The organism is Dactylosporangium sp. CA-233914, from assembly GCF_050942935.1.
GTDB lineage: Bacteria > Actinomycetota > Actinomycetes > Mycobacteriales > Micromonosporaceae > Dactylosporangium.
On sequence record NZ_CP192030.1, the window covers coordinates 4,104,152 to 4,124,019 of the forward strand.

General features: G+C 66.9%; 13 protein-coding genes. 5 read left to right on the forward strand and 8 right to left on the reverse strand.

Features of this window, described 5'->3' with window-relative positions:
* Positions 1-88: 88 nt before the first annotated feature.
* The 7 genes from ACQPY0_RS18600 to ACQPY0_RS18630 form a co-directional block, all read right to left on the reverse strand.
* On the reverse strand, positions 89-1,330 hold the full coding sequence (locus ACQPY0_RS18600) for an acyl-CoA dehydrogenase family protein (RefSeq protein ID WP_432990464.1): 1,242 nt from the start codon (positions 1,328-1,330) through the stop codon (positions 89-91).
* A complete protein-coding gene (locus tag ACQPY0_RS18605; RefSeq protein WP_432990466.1) occupies positions 1,330-2,373 on the reverse strand; it encodes a phosphotransferase family protein in 1,044 nt (347 codons plus the stop codon). Before ACQPY0_RS18605 ends, ACQPY0_RS18600 begins: the two co-directional genes overlap by 1 nt.
* On the reverse strand, positions 2,373-2,816 hold the full coding sequence (locus tag ACQPY0_RS18610) for a MaoC family dehydratase (RefSeq protein WP_432990468.1): 444 nt from the start codon (positions 2,814-2,816) through the stop codon (positions 2,373-2,375). Before ACQPY0_RS18610 ends, ACQPY0_RS18605 begins: the two co-directional genes overlap by 1 nt.
* Before the next feature lie 62 nt (positions 2,817-2,878).
* The gene (gene fabG / locus ACQPY0_RS18615) at positions 2,879-3,634 is read right to left on the reverse strand and encodes a 3-oxoacyl-ACP reductase FabG (RefSeq protein WP_432990470.1); all 756 of its coding nucleotides are present in this window, start codon (positions 3,632-3,634) and stop codon (positions 2,879-2,881) included.
* A gap of 83 nt (positions 3,635-3,717) precedes the next feature.
* Entirely contained in the window at positions 3,718-4,863 is a 1,146-nt protein-coding gene (locus tag ACQPY0_RS18620) for an acyl-CoA dehydrogenase family protein (protein ID WP_432990472.1), read from the reverse strand.
* On the reverse strand, positions 4,860-5,555 hold the full coding sequence (locus ACQPY0_RS18625) for a TetR/AcrR family transcriptional regulator (protein WP_432990474.1): 696 nt from the start codon (positions 5,553-5,555) through the stop codon (positions 4,860-4,862). Before ACQPY0_RS18625 ends, ACQPY0_RS18620 begins: the two co-directional genes overlap by 4 nt.
* Before the next feature lie 102 nt (positions 5,556-5,657).
* A complete protein-coding gene (locus tag ACQPY0_RS18630) occupies positions 5,658-6,446 on the reverse strand; it encodes an SDR family oxidoreductase (protein ID WP_432990476.1) in 789 nt (262 codons plus the stop codon).
* Between the two features lie 368 nt (positions 6,447-6,814).
* On the opposite strand from ACQPY0_RS18630, the gene ACQPY0_RS18635 reads away from it, so the two are divergent.
* The 3 genes from ACQPY0_RS18635 (at position 6,815) to ACQPY0_RS18645 (ending at position 7,645) form a co-directional block, all read left to right on the forward strand.
* Complete coding sequence (locus tag ACQPY0_RS18635; RefSeq protein ID WP_432990478.1) at positions 6,815-7,111, forward strand: hypothetical protein; 297 nt, start codon at positions 6,815-6,817, stop codon at positions 7,109-7,111.
* A gap of 9 nt (positions 7,112-7,120) precedes the next feature.
* Positions 7,121-7,366 carry an alpha/beta hydrolase fold domain-containing protein gene (locus ACQPY0_RS18640; RefSeq protein ID WP_432990480.1) on the forward strand — a complete coding sequence of 82 codons (246 nt, stop codon included), beginning with the start codon at positions 7,121-7,123 and terminating at the stop codon, positions 7,364-7,366.
* Positions 7,367-7,459: 93 nt separating this feature from the next.
* Complete coding sequence (locus ACQPY0_RS18645) at positions 7,460-7,645, forward strand: hypothetical protein (protein ID WP_432990482.1); 186 nt, start codon at positions 7,460-7,462, stop codon at positions 7,643-7,645.
* A gap of 74 nt (positions 7,646-7,719) precedes the next feature.
* Here ACQPY0_RS18645 and ACQPY0_RS18650 read toward each other — a convergent pair whose 3' ends face one another.
* A complete protein-coding gene (locus tag ACQPY0_RS18650) occupies positions 7,720-11,280 on the reverse strand; it encodes a LamG-like jellyroll fold domain-containing protein (protein WP_432990484.1) in 3,561 nt (1,186 codons plus the stop codon).
* Between the two features lie 758 nt (positions 11,281-12,038).
* On the opposite strand from ACQPY0_RS18650, the gene ltrA reads away from it, so the two are divergent.
* On the forward strand, positions 12,039-13,298 hold the full coding sequence (gene ltrA, locus ACQPY0_RS18655; protein ID WP_432990486.1) for a group II intron reverse transcriptase/maturase: 1,260 nt from the start codon (positions 12,039-12,041) through the stop codon (positions 13,296-13,298).
* Positions 13,299-13,603: 305 nt separating this feature from the next.
* Positions 13,604-19,864 carry an RHS repeat-associated core domain-containing protein gene (locus ACQPY0_RS18660; RefSeq protein ID WP_432990488.1) on the forward strand — a complete coding sequence of 2,087 codons (6,261 nt, stop codon included), beginning with the start codon at positions 13,604-13,606 and terminating at the stop codon, positions 19,862-19,864.
* Positions 19,865-19,868 lie beyond the last annotated feature (4 nt).

Below are 19,868 nucleotides of genomic sequence, written 5' to 3' on the forward strand. Positions count from 1 at the left end.
ACGGATCGCTGTCCTTCGGTGCGAACGGTCAAGCGCGGACGGAACCAGCGCCAATCAGAAAGGTATGCCGGCGGCCGCCGGGACCCGGTCAGGCCGAGGCCTTCGCGCTACGAGCCGCTCGCTGTTGCCGTAGCTCGGCACGGGCAAGCGCGTCCTTGTGCACTTCGTCCGGTCCATCGGCGAACCGCAGGGTACGGATGAGTGCGTAGGCGTAGGCCAACGGAAAGTCTTGGGAGAGACCCGCGGCTCCGTGGGCCTGAATGGCTTTGTCGAGGATCCACTGGACCGTTGCCGGCGTCGCGATCTTGATAGCCTGTATGTCGCTGTGCGCGGCCTTGTTTCCGTTGACATCCATGTTCCAAGCCGCCTTCAGGGTCAGCAGCCGAAGTTGTTCGATCTTCACGCGCGACTCGGCGATCCAACTCCGAATCACACCCTGTTCGGACAAAGGCTTGCCGAAGGCGACGCGTTCGTCCGCGCGTGCACAGAGCAGTTGCAGCGCTCGTTCGGCGAGTCCGATCGAGCGCATACAATGGTGGATGCGTCCCGGCCCGAGGCGAGCTTGGGCGATCGCAAAGCCGTCGCCCTCGGCACTGATGATGTTGGCCGCGGGTACCCGGACGTCGTCGAAGAATAGCTCTCCGTGACCGCCGTGCTCGTGGTCGTCGTAGCCCAGCACGTGCATGGCGCGTTCGATGCGCACGCCAGGCGTTTCACGTGGGACAAGGATCATCGACTGTTGGCGGTGACGCTCGGCGTCGGGATCGGTCTTGCCCATGACGATAAGAATCTTGGCATTGGGATTCATGGCGCCTGTGATCCACCACTTATGCCCGTTGATCACGTAGTCGCTGCCGTCGCGCTCGATGCTGGTCGAGATGTTGGTGGCGTCAGAAGAGGCGACCTCGGGTTCGGTCATCGCGAAAGACGACCGGATCTCGCCTGCCAGCAATGGCTCCAGCCATTGCACCTTCTGCTCAGGCGTACCGAACAGTGACAGCACCTCCATGTTTCCCGTGTCCGGTGCGGCGCAATTCAGCACTGCGGGCGCGAGATGCGGGCTGCGTCCGGTGATCTCCGCCAACGGCGCATACTGCAGATTGGTGAGTCCGGCACCGTTCTCGCCGGGGAGGAACAAGTTCCACAGTCCTCGTCTACGAGCCTCGGTGCGCAAGTGGCGCAGCGTCGGTGAGGAGTCCCAGGCCCAGCGGTTGTCCAGTCCGTCGAGTTCTTCCTCGAAGACTGCCTCCGCCGGGTAGATGTGCCTGTCCATGAAATCCAAGAGGTTGTCGCGCAGCCCAAGGGTTCGGGCATCGAATGCAAACTCCATCAAAATTGCTCCTTCAGTGCGGCCAGCCCGGCTTCCAGGAGTGGCTCGGTGAGCAGGCCGTATTGGTCGAAACCCTCGCCGACGGTCTGGTGGTTCACGGAGCGGTAGTGGATGCCCTCAACGATCCCGGCGAACTTGTAGTGCGCCAGCCCGAGATAGAAGCCGAAATTGTCGAGCCTGCGGCCACTGACTTCGACGTATCGCTGCCGCACCTCGGCCTCGGAGAGAAAGCCGGGAGTGTCGGCGGCGTCGGTCACCACGGTCCCGCCTGGGAGGCGTGCCAGGCGTTGGTAGAGGCTGAGCAGGGCGAGGTCTGTGATCGGGTCGCCCAGCGTGGCCATTTCCCAGTCGAGGACAGCGCTCACCTGGTCGTTGTCGTCGATCAGCACGTTGTCCAGCCGGTAGTCGCCGTGCACGATGGCAGCGGCGGACTGTTCTGGGACGCGGGCAGCCAATCGTTGCGCCAATTCGGCCGCAGCGGGCAGCTCCCGCGTCTTGGTCGCCTGGAACTGTGTACTCCACCGCCGTATCTGGCGCGACAAAAATCCGGTCGAGCGGCCGAATTCACCTAACCCGACAGCCTGCGGATCGATGCTGTGCAATGTGACGAGTACGTCGACGAGCCGGGTCGAAATCGCGCGGACACGCTCCGCGCCGAGCGCCTCGAGCTCGCTTGCGCGACGGAACGGTGTGCCGTCCACTTTCTGCATCACGTAGAACTGCGCGCCGATGACCGAGTCGTCCTCGCAGAGTACGTAGGTGACCGGCACCGGTACCGCGGTCTCGGCGAGTGCCGACATGACCCGGTACTCCCGTCCCATTTCGTGGGCCGTCGCTACCAGATGGCCCACCGGTGGGCGCCGCAGTATCCAGGAGTTTGTTCCGTCACCGACCTCGTAGGTGAGGTTGGACCTGCCCCCGGCGATCAGTCGAGCGCTCGTGATCTCGCCGGCTCCGGGCACGTAGAGCACGAACCACTCGGCTAGGCGGCTGATATCCAGTCCGGGCGGATCGTCATCGGTTCGGACGTCAAACTCGCGCATCACGACACGGCGACTGTGAGGACATCGGCAACACAGGCCGGCTTGCCACCGCTCTGGCGCTCCACGGTCACCCTGATCGCGAACTGATGACCCGAGCTGATCGGCGTGACAGCAAGCAATTCCGCGCCGCCCCGCAGCCGGGAGCCCACTGGGACAATTGACGGAAACCTGACCTTGTCCGTGCCGTAGTTGACCATCATCGACGGCCCGTCGACGCGGTAGATCTGACTCAAGAACATCGGTACAAGCGACAACGTCAGGTAGCCGTGCGCGATCGCGGCCCCGAAAGGGCCGACGGCGGCGCGGGCCGGGTCGACGTGGATCCACTGGCGGTCGCCGGTGGCGTCGGCAAAGGCGTTGACCTGCTCCTGCGTGACCTGGTGCCACTCCGAATAGCCCAAGTGGGTGCCGACCGAACGTTCGAGGTCATCAATGCCGTTCAAGATTCTCAATATCGTTGTCCATTCTCAGGTCGATAAGGCCGGGCGGCCGAACGATCCATGCCTCAGTCGGTTGGGCCGCCGGCTACGTAGAGCACCTGGCCGGAGACGAACCCGGCTTCCTCACTCACGAGGAACCGGACAGCGTGCGCGACGTCGTCTGGCTGACCGGCCCGAGCCACCGGGATCTGGGCAGCGGAGGCCGCGATGAAGTCGTCGAACGACATCCCCATACGCTCAGCGGTAGCGGCGGTCATGTCAGTTTGGATGAAGCCGGGCGCGACCGCGTTCACCGTCACTCCGAACTTGCCCAGCTCGATAGCCAAGGTCTTCGTGAAGCCTTGCAGGCCGGCCTTCGCGGCAGAGTAGTTGGCCTGTCCGCGATTGCCCAGGGCGGACGTGCTGGAGACATTGACGATGCGTCCGAACTTCGCTTCGGTCATGTGCCGCTGCGCGGCGCGACTCATCAGGAATGCCCCGCGAAGGTGGACGCCCGTCACTGCGTCCCAGTCGTCTACGGTCATCTTGAACAGCAGGTTGTCGCGGATGATGCCAGCGTTGTTGACGAGGATTGTTGGGGCGCCGAGTCCGTTGACGATCGCCTCGAACGCCTCCAAGACAGAGGCTTCGTCGCTGACGTCCGCTCCCACTGCCAATGCGGTGCCGCCGGCGGAGACGATGGAGTCGACCGTGCCGCGGCAGGCCTCGGTGTCGAGATCGAGGACAGCTACCTTGTGCCCGTCACTGGCCAATCGGCGGGCAGTGGCAGCACCGATGCCCCGAGCGGCTCCAGTGATGACGGCAATACGGGTTTCAGACATCGACCGCTCCTTGGATGGGCAGCATCATGTGACGGAAAGGGCGAGTTGAGATTGGTCGGACGACGCAGGAATGCAGGTGGACCTCACAAACCCAGGTCGCGGCCGATGAGTTCTCTCATGATTTCGTTGGAACCGGCCCAGATCTTGGTGACTCTGGCATCGCGCCACGCGCGGGCGACGCGGTATTCGTTCATGTAGCCGTAGCCCCCGTAGAGTTGCACACAGTGGTCGAGCACCTCGGACTGGACCTGAGAGGACCACCACTTGGCCTTGGCCGCGTCGACGGAGGTGAGCTCCTGCCGGGTGTATGCATCGACGCACTTGTCGACGTATGCCTCGATCACCTCGATCTGCGTGAACAGTTGTGCCAGCAGGAACTTGTTGTGCTGAAACGAGCCGATGGGCTTCCCGAAGGCCTGCCGCTCCTTGGTGTAGGCAAGCGTCTCGTTGAGGATCTGTTTGGCGTGCGCCACGTTGCTCACCGCGCAGCTCAGTCTTTCCTGCGGCAAGTTCTGCATCATGTGGATGAATCCGCCGTCGAGATCGCCGATCATCTCGCCTTCGGTGACGCGGACGTCGTCGAAGAAGAGTTCGGCGGTGTCTGATTCCTCTTGACCGACCTTGTCCAGCTTGCGTCCCCGAGAAAAGCCGCTCGTGGTCGACTCCACGGCGAAAAGGGTGATGCCATGGGCCCTCTTCTCAGAAGAGGTGCGGGTTGCGACGATAACCAAGTCCGCGGAGTAGCCATTCGTGATGAACGTTTTGGAGCCGTTGATCACCCACGAGTCCCCATCGCGCACGGCGGTGGTCTTCAGCGCGGCTAGGTCAGAGCCACCGCTGGGCTCGGTCATGGCGATGGCGCAGAGAATTTCGCCCGAGGCGACTCCCGGTAGCCACCGCTTGCGCTGTTCATCGTTCGTGAGTGCGACCAGATAGGGCGCCGCGATTTCCGCGTGGATACCCCAGCAGCTATTGAGCGCGGCGTTGACCTTGGCCAGTTCTTCTCCGAGTACGGCGTTGAAGCGGTAGTCGCCGGCCCCGACCCCGCCGTAGGCCTCTGGGATTTCCAGGCCGAGCAGTCCCTGCTCGCCGGCCGCGAGCCAGAATTCCCGAGAGATGGCGTGATCCTCCAGGTACTTTCCCACGTTGGGTACGGCGCTTCGTTCCAAGAACCTCCTGACCGAGTCGCGAAAGGCCTCGTGCTCCTCGCCGTAAACAGAGCGCCTCACTTCGATGTCCCTTTCCTCTGGACCGTCGCCTTGGCAGCGGCGCCTCCCCGTCGGCTCGACACCTTGGCTGGACGTTTGACGGGGTTCCGGTTCTGGGCTGCGCGCGGGGCGCCGGACGGCCGCGCGTTCACAATGCGCAAGGCAAGGTTGGCGTTGAGATCGGCAATGGCGCCCACTTTGCGTCCCGGGCCCGGTTCGAACCAGCGCGCCAAGTCGATACACAGCGACAGCAACGCCCTGGCAGTGCCGGCTACGTCGTCCACGGAGAATCGGCCGGCGTGCACTCCGTCCAACACCGCTTCGACCATTACCTTCTGGAACTGCCGGCGTAGTGCGAGAATTTCCTGCCTGTGCTCCGCGGTTAGCGCATGAAACTCGTACTGGACAACACGCCCGAGCTTGGCGTTGACCATGTGCCACCGGCTATACGCGTAGACCATTCCATGCAGTCGTTCGGCTGGGTCGTCGCTGGACGCTGCCGCCTGCCTAAGGCACTCCATGGAGTCGATGTGGCCCTGGATGCTAACTGCGAAGAGCAGATCCTCCTTGGACTCGTGATGGATGTACACCGCGGCAGGGCTTCGGCCGGCACGGGTAGCGATGTCCCTTGTACTGGTGCCACCGAATCCGCTCTCGGCAAAGGCGTCTACGGCGGCGTCCAGAAGCCGCTGCTGTGCTACTGAAGGCTCCACGTCTTCTCCTCGGGCTGAGTTGCTGTGGCTACGCCATTCGCACTGAGGCGAACACCAACATGAGCGATTGCTTAGTACTACCACGGATCCGGTGGGAAGCAGTCACAAGGGCGGTTCTTGTTCGCTGTTCTCCAGGCGGACTTGAAGATGGTTCATGTTCGCGAGCCATGCGTCGGTGTCGGCAGCGCGAGCCTTGTAGTACGCAGCGACTCGACCATGCGGTAGGACCAGGAAGCGGTCGTCCTGTGCGGACTGCCATACGAACTCGGCCACGTCGGCGGGATTCAGGGCGGCGTCGTGGCTAAGGATCTCCTGCACTCTCCCGGCGCGGTCCAGCATCGAGGTCTTCACACCTTGTGGGCAAATCGCTTGAACCACCACCCCGCGATGGCGGTACGTGGCAGAGAGCCATTCCGCGAACGCCAGGGCAGCGTGCTTCGTGACGCTGTAGGACGGCGCAGTCAGCATTGTCAGCAAGCCGGCCGCCGAGGCCGTGACAACGAACCGGCCTTCGCCCCGGTCGAGCCACTCGGGTAGCAGCAGTTGCGCAGCTCGCACATGGGCCATCACGTTGATATCCCACGAACTGGCCCAGTCCTGCTCCGTGGCATCCAGGCCCCGTCCGCGATCGACCCCGGCGTTGCCGTACCACGCGTCGATCGCCTTGAGATGCTCGCGGGCTTGCGCGACAAGGGCGCCTGCCCCTTCGGCCGAAGCGGCATCGCCGGGCACGGCGTATGCGCCGATCTCACGGGCGACCTCTTCAAGTTCGATCGCGTCGATGTCGGCGGCCACCACTCGGCATCCTTCCAACGCGAGCTTGGTCGCGATCGCGCGGCCGATACCCCGGGCCGCACCGGTCACCACAACTCCGTGCTCGTTGGTAAGCATCAGACAAGTCCCTCGACGGCGCTGAGTTGGGGGACAGGCGTGAAACGTCAGGCGGCCGCCGTCGGTGGCCATCGGCATTTGCACGCTGTCCCGTACCTAAGCGTCCGCTTAGGTACGGGACCGCACTGTAGTCCGTCTGGGTGCATCGCGAAAGGGTAGGGCCGCGCCATGTGCTTGTTCACAGACATGTTCGCCAGTGGAGATGGCCGGCCGCGCCAGCTCAGGAGCGCGGCGTGTGCGGCGGTCGTGCAGCTGATCGCCGGGAAGTTACAACATCGCAACCTTGCCCCGCGTTGACATGACCCGCGTCACATGCCAGGCCAGCGCCACGGAACGCACAGCAGAGCGCTAGGCACACACGTGACGGATTGCACTGTCGATCTCCTCGGCGGCGGTCGACGGGCGCAGCGGGCACCGACAACGCGACCATCTCGTTCAACGGCACGGCCGGGGAGCTGATCAAGGACGACGCCACGGGCGTATGGCGGGTGAAGGGCGACGACAACACCACCGTGCAGCGGCTGACGGACACGGTCAACGGCGACAGCGACAACGAGTACTGGAAGGTCACGACCGCCGGCGGCACGCAGTACTTCTTCGGGCTGAATCGGCTGCCGGGGTACACGGGCACTGCGCCGGCGGACAAGACCACCAGGTCGGAGTAGATGGTGCCAGTGGCGGGCAACAACACCGGCGAGCCGTGCCACGCCGCCACGTTCACCGGCTCGTTCTGTAACCAGGCGTGGCGCTGGAACCTCGACTACGTCGTGGGAGCTGCACGGCAACACGATGTCGCTGAGACCAACCTCTACGAATTCGATCCCTTGCGCGATCAGGGCGAGCGCTACGCGGCGCGGCTGGCCCGCGACGGTGTCCCGGTCGCCGTCACCCGTTACGAGGGCATGATCCACGGCTTCTGACCATCGACGTGACCATCCGGGCCGGACGGCGCAGCGGCACACCGACCGAGGGTTGCCCTGGTCGTCCTCATCGGCGCGGTCCTGGGCGGGGCGGTGGCCTTCGGGGCGCTGCTGAGCATCCCGGCGGGGCTGGGCGAGCAGATCGGCACCCACGTCGAGCTCGTGGTGCCGTGGCTGGTGATCGGCGGCGTGATCGGGCTGTGCCTGGTACCGGCCCTCCTCGCCGGCGCCCTGCCCACCCGCCGGATGCTCAGCGCCCCCGCGGTCCGCGCCACGTAGTCCGGCCCACGACGGGCGCGGGCCCGCCACCCTGGTCGTGGCGGGCCCGCGTCTCTGGGGGGCGGAAAGGTCGGTCAGCCCGCGTAGAGGGCCGCGATCTCCCGGTTGTTCAGCACGCCCTGGTAGACGTGGACCGCGTCGATCGTGCCGCCGAAGTAGGCGCTGGTGCCGGTTCGGTTGCCGATCAGCAGGCTGCTGGTCGAGGGGGCGCCGACGGCGCCGTGGCCGACGGAGGCCTGCTTGACGCCGTTGACGTAGAGGCTCACGTCGCCGGTCGACGCGTTGAAGACGCCGGCCAGGTGGACCCATTGGTCGGTGATCGCCGCGGTGGCCGAGTAGGACTCGACGTTGACGTAGCCGCCGGCGCCGTTGGGCTGGCGGACGGTGGCGCCCCACCTGCCTTCCCAGCCGCGGAAGAACAGGAAGAACGGGCCCTGGTTGAGGACCACCTGGTCGACGGTCGTGACCCGGTCCAGCTTGACCCAGGCCGCGAACGTGATGGATTGGTCGGTGCGCAGGACGGGGCGTTCGGTGCCGTTGTTCGTGGTGAGGTACCCGGAGCTGCCGTTGAGCTGGACGCCGCCGTTGCCGTCGTGGGAGTCGGCGGTGAGCCAGGCCGGCGAGGTGACCGGGTCGCCGGTCCAGGTCGGCATGAGCGTTGCGGTGCGGGCGAAGTAGGAGCCGTCGGGGGTGTCCGTGCAGTAGCACTCGCCGTCGGCGAACTGGTAGCCGGCCACCTCCATCGGGCGGGTCAGGCCGATCTGGGCCGGGACGCCCGTCGCCGCGTTGGCGTCGGTGCCGTTGATGTCGTCGGTGACCAGGGCGCGGTTCCAGACCCGGGCGTCGGCGATCTCGGCGTGGACGAAGCCGCTGGACCAGTTGTCCCAGCGGTAGCGGCCCAGGACGACGGGGCCGGTCGCCTTCGGGGCGGCGTCGTGGGTCGCGATCCACGCCGGCCAGAGGTTGGTGGTGCCGACCAGGTTGCCGTCCATCCACATGTTGATCTTGTTCTCCGCGTCGTCGTACGCCCCGACCAGCAGCGTCCACTTGCCAGGCACGGCGGCGTTGTTGGGGGTCGAGACGTTGGCGTAGTTCGGTACCCCGACGTTCTGGTCGGCGACCTGGAAGCGGTACAGCTTGGCCGCGCAGTCGAAGTTCAGGGTGAACGCGCTGACGTGGTTGTCGGCCGGCACGTTGCTGTAGTCCATCGACATGATGGTGAAGTTGTCGGACGTGCACCACAGCGGCGACTGCAGCTGGACCCACACCGCCACGCTCAACGACTTCGAGGTGTCCAGCGCCGGTACCAGCTGGGTGGCCGAGCTGTTCGTGCCGGTGAACGTGGCCGCGTTGGCGCCGACCCAGCGCGCGTTCGGCGTCCAGTTCACGCCGGTGGTGGTGAGCGACGAGCCGGAGACGCGGTCGGTGAAGCCGTGGCCGTCGATGTTGTCCAGCGGCCAGTGGGCCACCGCGGCCGACGGCGCGCTGACCAGGATGAAGTAGCTCGTCGTCGGGCTCTGGTGGTCGTGGGCGTCGAGGCTGTACACCGTCAGCTTGTTGATGCCATAGTGCGGCGGGGTCAGCATGATGGTCGGCGTCGCCGCCCCGGCCGCCACGCTCACATAGTTCGTCGGCGCGTCCCAGCCGTAGACGTACTTGACGACGTCCTGGCCGGCGGGCCCGGCCGGCTCGCTGAACACGAAGCCGCCCGCGATGCCGGGGCCGCCCCGGGCCGTGCAGGCGCCGATGGTGCCGGGGTCGCAGCCGGTGTACACGGGGGCCGTGCCCGAGGCCGTCGGGGTCACCACCGGCGCGGTCGGCGCCGTGGTGTCGACCGTGAAGACGCACCACGGCGACCACGGCGAGGTGTCGTGACCGTCGTTGGTCTGGACCCTGAACTGGTACTGCTTGCCTTCGGAGTTCGCGCCGAGGTTGACCGTGACGGCGCCGTTGTTGTTGGCCGGCTTGCTCGGTCCGGCGAGGGTGGTGACGGTGCCGGACGGCAGCTGCTGCCACTGGAACGTCGAGGACAGCGTGTCGGAGCCGTCGCCGTCGACGTACTGGGCCTGGAGCGCGGGCGTGGTAGTACCGACGAAGCCGCCGCAGTTGATCTGCCCCTGGTGGGGCGAGAGGTTCGCGGGGGTGCCCGGGACGGTGTTGTAGGTGATGCTCATCGTCGTGTGGTAGTCGATCGTGAACTTCTTCCAGCGGTCGCCGGCCGACTCGTTGTTGCCGTTGGAGTCGCAGGCGCACAGGCCGACAGTGTAGGTGTCCCAGTTGCCGTTGGCGGCGCCCTGGACGTCGGCGCGCATGGTCTCGTTGCCGGGCCCGCCGAAGGTCATGATCATGTCGGGCTGGATCGTGCTGCAGCCGCCGGCCTTGTTCGCGTGGCCATACGCGGTGGCGAGGAAGGGCACGCCGGAGCCGAGCGGGCGGGAGTTCCAGGCCATCCGGCCGCCGTTGCCGACGCTGATGCCGCCGGCGCGGTAGAGGTTGGTCGGCGTGTCGTTGCAGGAGTAGGAGTGATTCAGGTTGATGGAGAACGAGGCCTCGAGGACGTGCTTGCCCTTGTAGGTCTGCCCGCCGTAGGTGGTCGGGAAGTCGATGAACCCGCGGAACAGCCGGCCGTCACCGCCGTACGCGGGCGGGTTGTAGCCGACCCGCATCTTGTCGTTCGGGCCGTAGTCGGCGTCGAGCGACCGGCTGTACGCCCAGCGGGTGTCGACCGGGCCGATCTGCGGGTCGATGAAGAGCGGGAACGCCGCGGTGGAGCTGCGCAGCAGGGCCGGGTCGGGCCGCAGCACCATGCCTTGGCCGTCCGCCTCCGCGCTGACCGCGACCGGCGCGGTGCGGGCCGTCTCGCCGGGGCCGTGCTCGGTGGAGATCAGCTCGTCCGGCGGCGCCTGCTTGAGCGCCTGGATCGACGCCGCGCTGGCCTGGGCCTCGCCGGCCGCGCCCGGGTTCACGGTGGAGTCCCACATGCTCGCCTCGGACGTGACCGCGATGGTACGGCCCGCCTTGTCGGCGAAGGCCACCTTGCCGCCGGCGCCGGTGCGGGCCACGGCGTCGCCGCCGACCGCGAGCCGGATGCTCGCCAGGGCCGGGTTGGCCGCGGCCGCCGGGGTCTTCACGATCAGCACGTGGGTGAAGCCGGTGGCGGTGGCCGTGGCGCGCAGGTCGACGTCGGGCAGCACGTTGTGGTAGACCGCCGAGGCGCCGTCCACGACCGGTTTCGGCAGTACCACCGGCAGCGACAGCTGCAGCGTGGATCCCTGCCGGCGGTAGGTGACGAACGTGCCGGTGCCGCCCGCGGCGAACACGACGTCGGTCAGCGTGGCGACCGGGGCCAGGGTCCCGTCGGCGCGCGCCCGCAGGCTCGGATCGACCGCCGCCCACGACCCGTCCGCGCGGTGCACCCGCGCCGGCACGGCGCTCGAGGTGAACGTCGAGGTGCCGTCGGGGTTGGCGAAGACCTGGGTGTACTCGCTGCGCCCGGCGAGGATCTCGACCTTGCCGCCGCAGGCCTTCGCCTGCGCGGCGGCGGCCCGCTCGTCGGACTGCCCGGACCCGCACGGCGGCGGCGCGGCCGCGGCCGGGGAAGCGGGCGAACCGGCTGCAACCAGCAGCCCGGTCATAAACGTCAATAGTACGAATAAGCTTGTGCGGGCATTACGCCCGAATTTGGACATGGTCATCGAGGGCCCCCGTTCGCTGAATGAAAACGTGCCGAGCGTAGGGCAGGTAATCGGCAAGCGGCAATACCTCACCGCGTCGGCAAATCACACATGCGCGCGTTAGCGGCATTGTTGTGTCCCGAACGCGAAAGGGCGGAGATATGTAGGAATGTCTGTCTTGTAGCGATGCTGTACGGAAGATGAAGGTTTGGCCCTTCGGAGTCGCCCTGCTGGGGGAGGCTTCAAACCACCTCATGCTGCATTAGCTGAAGACTGTTGTGGTGAACGATGAGGAAAAGGCGTCCATTCGAGATGTCAGGTGGGGGTCGGGAAGGCGAGCGGAAGCGAATCGCTGATGACGTGTCGAAACTTAGAAGGTGACATCGAAACCGGGGTGTCAATGCGATCCCGGGATGAGTCTGGCGGGGACCAGTTTACTGGCCAGGTGGTGTCCGGCATACAGGCGACGCGAGCCCGGCCTGCGGCTTTCGTGCGGAACGGGAGAAGGCGCGTGAGGACACTATCCGCTGCTGTCTGGTGGGTGAGAGGGAGCGTTCCAGACCGCCCGAAGCGGTGAGGAACTGAGTACCGTTGCCGATCGCGCTGGCGGACCGACTCGTAGTAGTGACGAAGCCTTTGTAACGAAGGTGGAGCGAAGGGGTCGGGTCGTTCGTGACTGGTTTACCCGATCAACCAGCAGTTTGGCTGGGAGGAGTCGTGTGAATGAGTTGAAAGCATCGGGCAAGCCGTTCGTGATTGCGAAGCGGGCTGTCTGGGAGGCGTACGAGAGGGTGAAAGCGAACAAGGGCGCGCCGGGCGTGGACGCGGTGTCGCTGGCGGAGTTCGAGACGGATCTGAAGAACAACCTTTACAAGATCTGGAACCGAATGTCGTCGGGGACGTATTTTCCGCCTCCGGTGCGTGCCGTGGAGATCCCGAAGACCGGGGGAGGCGTCAGAGTTCTGGGCGTGCCCACGGTCGGGGACAGGATCGCCCAGACGGTCGCGGCGCGGGTCATCGAGGCGGAGGTCGAACCGATCTTCCACCCGGACTCGTACGGCTACCGGCCAGGGCGCTCCCCGGTCGACGCGGCAGCGGTGTGCCGGACACGGTGCTGGAAGTACGGCTGGGTGATCGATCTGGACATCCGGAAGTTTTTCGACACGGTCCCGTGGGATCTGCTCCTGAAAGCGGTCGCCGCGCACACTGATCAACCGTGGGTGCTGTTGTATGTGGAGCGCTGGTTGAAAGCGCCACTGCAACTCCCCGACGGCACTCTGCAGGAACGAGACCGAGGAACCCCGCAGGGGTCCGCAGTTTCACCTGTACTTGCTAATCTGTTTCTCCATTACGCGTTCGACATGTGGATGGCCCGCATGTTTCCGACGATCCCGTTCGAGCGCTACGTGGATGACGTGGTCGTGCACTGCGTCAGTGAAGGTCAGGCCCGATATGTGCTGGCGGAAATCGCGAAGCGGATGACCCAGGTAGGGCTTGAGTTGCATCCGGAGAAGACCCGGATAGTGTATTGCCAGGATGACAAGCGGCGTGGCTCGTACGAACACACCGAATTTGTCTTCCTTGGCTACGGCTTCCGGCGGCGTTCCGCCCGGTCGAAGGACGGGGCGATGTTTGTGTCGTTCCTGCCGGCGATCAGCAAACAGTCCCTGAAGAGAATCAGTGTCGAGGTGCGGTCGTGGCGGCTGCACCATCGCACAAGCCTGACCGAGAAGGACCTCGCCGATTGGATAAACCCGATCGTCCGGGGTTGGATGAACCACTACGGGGCGTTCTACCGATCTGCCCTGTATCCCCTCCTGGAACGCATCAACGCCTACCTGCTGCGGTGGGTCCGCCGGAAATACAAGCGGCTGCGGGGCAAGAAGAAAGCCCGGACGGCGTGGAACAAAGCCATCCGAAAACGACCGGGAGCCTTCGCCCACTGGGCCTGGGTCACCCACGCCCCCACGGTCTGGTGACCAGAACGACAAGAGCCGTATAACGGGCGACTGTTACGTACGGTTCTGTGAGGGCCCGGGGGTGAGATTCCCCCGGGCTACTCGGCACGACCGCTTTCGTCCAATTCGGACATACGCGGCATGCATCGCTTTATTCAGCCAGATCTGCGTGTCGGACGACAAGTTGAATGGGACATTCGAGACGCTGTTGCGCCCAGCCGGAAAGGGCCTTACCGTGTGGCGCGTGTCGATTCGTTGAAGGTTTCCGAACGACACTGGCCGTCCATCCAAACTGCATATCGAAGCCACTTTCACGGGGAGTGCGCATGTCTGGTCAGCGTGGCCGGGTGAGGGCGATCGCCCTGACCTCGGCCTTGTTCGTCATAGCCAGTCTTCAGGTCGGGGGAGCCGCGTCCGCCGCGCCGCCCAGACCGGAGACCCTGTCGGGTCAGCACGTGACCCCGATCCACGGCCAGCGAGTGGCCCCGCTGTCCCGTCCGAAGGACCTCAGCCAGGGCGCCGGCGCGGCGAAGACCGCCTCGGTGGCGTGGCCGACCGGCGCGGGCGAGGCCGCGGTCCCGGCCCCGGCAAAGGCCCTGGAGCTCCAGACGTCGAAGACGGACAGCCGCAACCGCGCGGGCGCGCTCCCCGTCTGGGTCGTCGCCCCGGCCACGGCCAAGTCGTCCCAGGCCGCCCGGGTCAAGGTGGCCATGCGTGACCGCGCGGCGGTCCCCGCGGCCCTGCGCGACGGCCTCGTCTTCGATGTGGCCCGCTCCGACGGCCAGTCGGCGCCCGGCGCCGCCGCGATCGCGGTGGACTACAGCGGCTTCGCGAAGGCCTACGGCGGCGACTGGGCCTCGCGGCTGCGCCTGGTCGAGCTGCCGGCCTGCGCCCTGACCACGCCCGGCGAGGCCGCCTGCGCGCCGGTGCCGGTCGCCTCCCGCAACGATCCGGCCCAGCAGCAGGTCACCGCCGACCTGACCGTGCGCGGCACGTCGACGCTGATGGCGCTGACGGCCGGCGCCTCGGGCAGCGCGGGCGACTTCACCGAGACGTCGCTGCAGGCCTCGTCGACCTGGACCGGAGGCGGCAACTCGGGCGCGTTCTCGTGGAACTACCCCATCGCGGTCCCGCCCTCGCTGGGTGGCCCGGCGCCGCAGGTGTCGCTGGCCTACTCCTCGGCGATGGTCGACGGGCGCAGCGAGACGTCGAACAACCAGCCGTCGTGGGTCGGCGAGGGCTTCGACTGGTGGCCCGGGTTCATCGAGCGGCAGTACAAGCCGTGCTCGAACGACAAGGGCGGCCCCGGCGCCAACAACGCCACCGACACCGGTGACCAGTGCTGGGGTACCGACAACGCGACCCTCTCGCTGAACAACACGTCGGGCGAGCTCATCAAGGACGACGCCTCGGGTGTCTGGCACCTCAAGGACGACGACAACACTACCGTGCAGCGCCTGACCGACACGGTCAACGGCGACAACGACAACGAGTACTGGAAGGTCACGACCGCCGACGGAACGCAGTATTTCTACGGCCTGAACCGGCTGCCCGGATACACGGGCACCGCGCCGGCGAACAAGACCACCAGCTCGACGTGGACGGTGCCGGTGGCCGGCAACAACAACGGCGAGCCGTGCCACGCCGCCTCGTACACCGCCTCGTTCTGCAACCAGGCCTGGCGCTGGAACCTCGACTACGTCGTGGACCTGCACGGCAACACGATGTCGCTGTTCTACGGCACCGAGACCAACCTCTACGGCCGCAACAACTCCGCCTCCGACGCGCAGTCGTACGTGCGCGGCGGGTGGCTGGACCACATCGACTACGGCACCGACCGGCGCTCGGGCACCGACACCGAGAACACGACGGCGGCCGCTCCGATGCGGGTCGTGTTCAACCCCCAGGACCGGTGCCTGTCGGCGTGCGCGACCCACGACGCGGCGCACTGGCCGGACACGCCGTGGGACCAGGACTGTGCCGCGGCGCCGTGCACCAACAAGCTGTCGCCGACGTTCTGGACGACGAAGCGGCTGGCGTCGGTGACGACGCAGGTGTGGAACGGCAGTGGCTACAAGGACGTCGACCTGTGGACGCTGACGCACAACTTCCCCGACCCCGGTGACGGGACGCGGGCCGGGTTGTGGCTGGAGTCCATCGTGCGCACAGGCAAGGCGACTGGGCCCGCCGTCATCGGGTCGGCGGTCGCGTTGCCGGAGGTGAACTTCGACTGGGTGCAGATGCCGAACCGGGTCGACACGGTCACCGATGGCAAGTTCCCGATGAACTGGATGCGGATGTCGACCATCTGGACCGACACCGGCGGCAAGATCGACGTCCGCTACACCGGCCCGGACTGCATCGCCGGCAGCCGCATGCCCACCTCGCCGCAGACCAACACGCTGCGCTGCTACCCGGTCCTCGAGCAGTGGAACACCACGACCAAGACGGAGTACTTCCACAAGTACCTCGTCAGTTCCGTCACCACCGCCGACCGGACCGGCAACAGCCCCGACGTCGTGACCTCGTACGAGTACGTGGGCTCCCCGGCGTGGCGGCACACCGACGACGACGGCATCACCAAGGCCAACCTGCGCACGTGGTCGGACTACCGCGGCTACTCGCAGGTCAACACCCGCGTCGGCGACCCGGGCTCCGGCAGCGAGACGCTCACCGAGGAGACGTATTTCCGCGGGATGCACGGTGACCTGAACGGCTCCGGCGGCACCCGCAGCGTCACCCTCGCCGCGGTCGACGGCAACGGCGACGGGGACACGGCCGACACCGCCGACGCCCCGGCCGTCAACGACGAGAACGCCTACGCCGGTACGACGCGCACGTCGACGGTGTTCAACGGCGTCGAGTCAGCGCCGGTGTCGCGGAGCGTCGACGAGCCGTGGCAGTCGGCGCCGACCGCCACCCGCAACATGGGCGACACCACCGTCTACGCCCGCCACACCGGCAAGAAGACGAGTTGGGCCGGCACCAAGCTGGCCGCCGGCGGCTGGCGGGTCACCCGGACGGACACCACCTTCGACGCCTACGGCATGGCGATCCAGGCCGACGACCAGGGCGACGTCGCGGTCACCGGCGACGAGGCGTGCGAGCGGACCACCTACAACCGCAACACGGCCATCAACCTGCTGAACCCGGTCGGCCGCACCGAGACCTACGCGCTGCGCTGCTCGGCCAACCCCGCCACCGACGCCGACGTCATCTCCGACAGCCGGACCAGCTTCGACGGGCTCGCCTACGGGGCCACGCCCACCAAGGGCGACGCCACCACCGCCGAGTCGGCCAAGGACTGGGCCGCGCCCGGCGGCTCGGTGTGGCAGACCCAGTCGACCAGCGCGTACGACGACTACGGCCGGGTCACGGACGCCGTCGACATCCGGGGCACCCACACGCTCACCGCATACACCCCCGCCGCCGGCGGGCCGGTCACGAAGATCGAGACCACGACGCCGTTCGGCCTGAAGACGGCCGTCATCGAGCCGTCGTGGGGCCGGCAGACCGCCGTCGTCGACGAGAACAACAAGCGGAACGAGGCGACGTACGACGCGCTCGGGCGCACCCGGCAGGTGTGGCGGGCCAACCGGCCGAAGGCCTCGAACCCGAGCTCGCCCAGCGTCACCTACACCTACACCCTGCGCAGCACCGGGGGCGTCAACGCGGTCACCACGGCCTCGCTCAATGCGGGCACCGGTACCGACCCGCACTACACCACCACCTACGCGCTGTACGACGGCCTGCTGCGGGCCCGGCAGACCCAGGTCCTGTCGATGGCCAACGGCAACGTCGGCACCGTGTTCACCGAGACGAAGTACGACGACAAGGGCCAGAAGGCCAGCGAGTCGAAGCACTACGACAACGCCGTCCAGCCCGGCACGGACCTGTACACGATCGCCGACTGGCAGCCGAAGACGCAGACCGTGAGCGTCTACGACCGGGCCGGCCGGGTCACCGCGTCCGTGGCCAGGTCCAGCGGCACGGAGCTGTACCGCACCACGAACACCTACGGCGGCGACCGCACCAGCGTCGTCCCGCCGGCCGGTGGTACCGCCACCACCACCGTGACCGATGGCCTCGGCCGGACGGTGGAGCTGCGGCAGTACCACAACCCGGCCGACGCCGGCTCCAACACCCGCAGCACCTACGACCTGACGCAGTACCACTTCGACCGCAAGAACCACCAGGACTCCGTCACGGACAACGCCGGCAACGCCTGGACCTTCACCTTCGACCTGCTGGGCCGGCAGACCGGCAGCCACGACCCGGACAAGGGCGACAGCACGACGACCTTCAACACCTATGGCGACCCAGCGACCAGCACGGACGCCCGCGGAACCGTCGCCTACGAATACGACACCCTCGGCCGGAAGACCGGCCAGTACACCGGGTCGGTCGCCCCGGCCAACAAGCTCGCCACGTGGGCCTACGACCCGCTCGGGTTCAAGGGCTACCTCGCCTCGTCCAGCCGCTGGCTCAGCAACGGCGAGGAGTACAAGGTCAAGGTCCGCTCGTACACGCCGCTGTACCAGTCCACCGGTGAGGACTATGTGGTCCCGCCGTCGCTGACCGGCCAGCCCACCGACACGACGTACACCGTGAGCCGTTCGTTCAGGGTCGACGGCTCCCCGGCCACCGTCACCTACCCTGCGGGCGGCGGCCTCGGCGGTGAGACCATCACCACCACCTACGACGCCACCACCGGCCTGCCCGAGCAGCTGCAGACCAACAACGGTCAGGGCACGTACGTCACGAACACCGACTTCACCGAGTACGGTGAGGCGACCTTCGTGGAGTACAAGCAGACCGCCGGCAGCTTCGTGCAGCGCTCCTTCACCTACTACGACGACACCCGCCGGCTCAAGGACGCCGTCACCGTCCGGCAGGCCACGCCGCAGGCCGTCGACAGCACCCACTACGACTACGACAAGGTCGGCGGCATCACCGGGATCATCTCCGGCGCCGACAAGCAGTGCTTCGAGTACGACTACGCCCAGCGCCTGACCGAGGCGTGGACGCCGTCGAGCGGGGACTGCCAGCAGACCCGGTCGGCCACGGCGCTCGGCGGCCCCGCGCCGTACTGGCAGTCGTGGACGTTCGACAGCGCCGGCGACCGCAAGAAGGAGACGGTGCACACCGCCGCCGCGACGACGAACACCGACTACACCTACCCGGCCGCCGGCGGGGCCCGGCCGCACGCGGTCAGCACGGTCACGACCGGGTCGGTCACGCAGAACTACCAGTACGACGCCACCGGCAACGCCACCTGCCGTCCGGCCGGCACCGGCGCCAACACCTGCGGCGGCACCGGCAGCCAGACGCTGACCTGGGACGCCGAGGGCCACCTCGCCACCGCGACCGACAGCTCCGGCGTGAGCCGGTACGTCTACGGGGCCGACGGGACCCGTCTCGTCGCGGAGGACCCGGCGAACGTGACGCTCTACCTGCCCGGCATGGAGCTCAAGCGGGCCAAGTCGAACGGCGCGGTCACCGCTACCCGGTACTACTCCTGGGCCGGTCAGGTCGTGGCCATGATGACCACCGGGGGCGCCGTCACCTGGCTGATCGGCGACCATCAGAACACGCAGAACATCGCCGTCGCCGCCGGCAGCCAGGCGATCAGCATCCGGCGGCAGAACCCCTACGGCGCGCCCCGCGGCGGCTCGCCCGCCTGGCCGACCGCCAAGGGTTTCGTCGGCGGCGATCGCGACGCCACCGGCCTGACCCACGTCGGTGCCCGTGAGTACGATCCCGCGATCGGCAGGTTCCTCTCGGTCGACCCGGTCTTCGCCCCGACCGACCCGGCGAGCACGAACGGCTACGCCTACGCCAACAACTCGCCGGTCACCATGTCCGACCCGTCCGGTCAGCGGCCGGACTGCGACGGCGACTGCCTCAAGGAATGGGCGGCGGTGCAGACGGAGGAGGGCCGGCAGCGCAAGGCAGAGGAGGACCGGATCGACAACGACATCAACGCACCCTGCAACGCCGCCTGCGCCAAGCGCCGCTTGGCCAGGGCCCGCGCCCAGGCCAACGCCCACCTCGGCCCGTCGCTGCTGACCGAGAAGGTCGTCGCGACCGGCGGCGAGCAGCAGTTCGCCCTTGAGGACGTCCCGCTGTCGATGGTGTACGGCGACCCCTACATCGCGAAGGACTACTCCACGAAGACGACGATCTCCGAGACCAACGAGTGGGCCGATGGGATGGGCGGCGTGCACACGATGTCCGCTGAGGGCGAGATCTCCGGTGGGGTGGTCTCGGGTAAGTTGACCGACAGCTACGAGGATTCGTGGAGTTACACCTGGACCAAGTCGGAGTCGAAGTCGGTCGAGACCTCCGAGTCGTTCCACACCGAAGCGGGCCAGCAGTTCGTCTACGTGCCGGCGGTCTCGGTGAAGTGGGAGAAGGTCCAGTACTCCGGGCACGGCGCCAACGGCAGCACCATCGACTACACCATGATGCGAATGAAGGTGACGTACTTTGGTCCCACGACGCAGCCCGTCAAGCTCGGATCGATCCCGTCCGGCGGCAAGAGCGCGAGCGATGTCGGAGCCTCCATCCTCAGACACCTCGGGTAGGACG

Coding starts and splice junctions, on each gene's coding strand:
- ACQPY0_RS18600 (WP_432990464.1), bottom strand. CDS start 1,330: ATGGAGTTTGCATTCGATGCCCGAACCCTTGGGCTGCGCGACAACCTC.
- ACQPY0_RS18605 (WP_432990466.1), bottom strand. CDS start 2,373: ATGCGCGAGTTTGACGTCCGAACCGATGACGATCCGCCCGGACTGGAT.
- fabG (WP_432990470.1), bottom strand. CDS start 3,634: ATGTCTGAAACCCGTATTGCCGTCATCACTGGAGCCGCTCGGGGCATC.
- ACQPY0_RS18630 (WP_432990476.1), bottom strand. CDS start 6,446: ATGCTTACCAACGAGCACGGAGTTGTGGTGACCGGTGCGGCCCGGGGT.
- ACQPY0_RS18650 (WP_432990484.1), bottom strand. CDS start 11,280: ATGACCGGGCTGCTGGTTGCAGCCGGTTCGCCCGCTTCCCCGGCCGCG.
- ACQPY0_RS18660 (WP_432990488.1), top strand. CDS start 13,604: ATGTCTGGTCAGCGTGGCCGGGTGAGGGCGATCGCCCTGACCTCGGCC.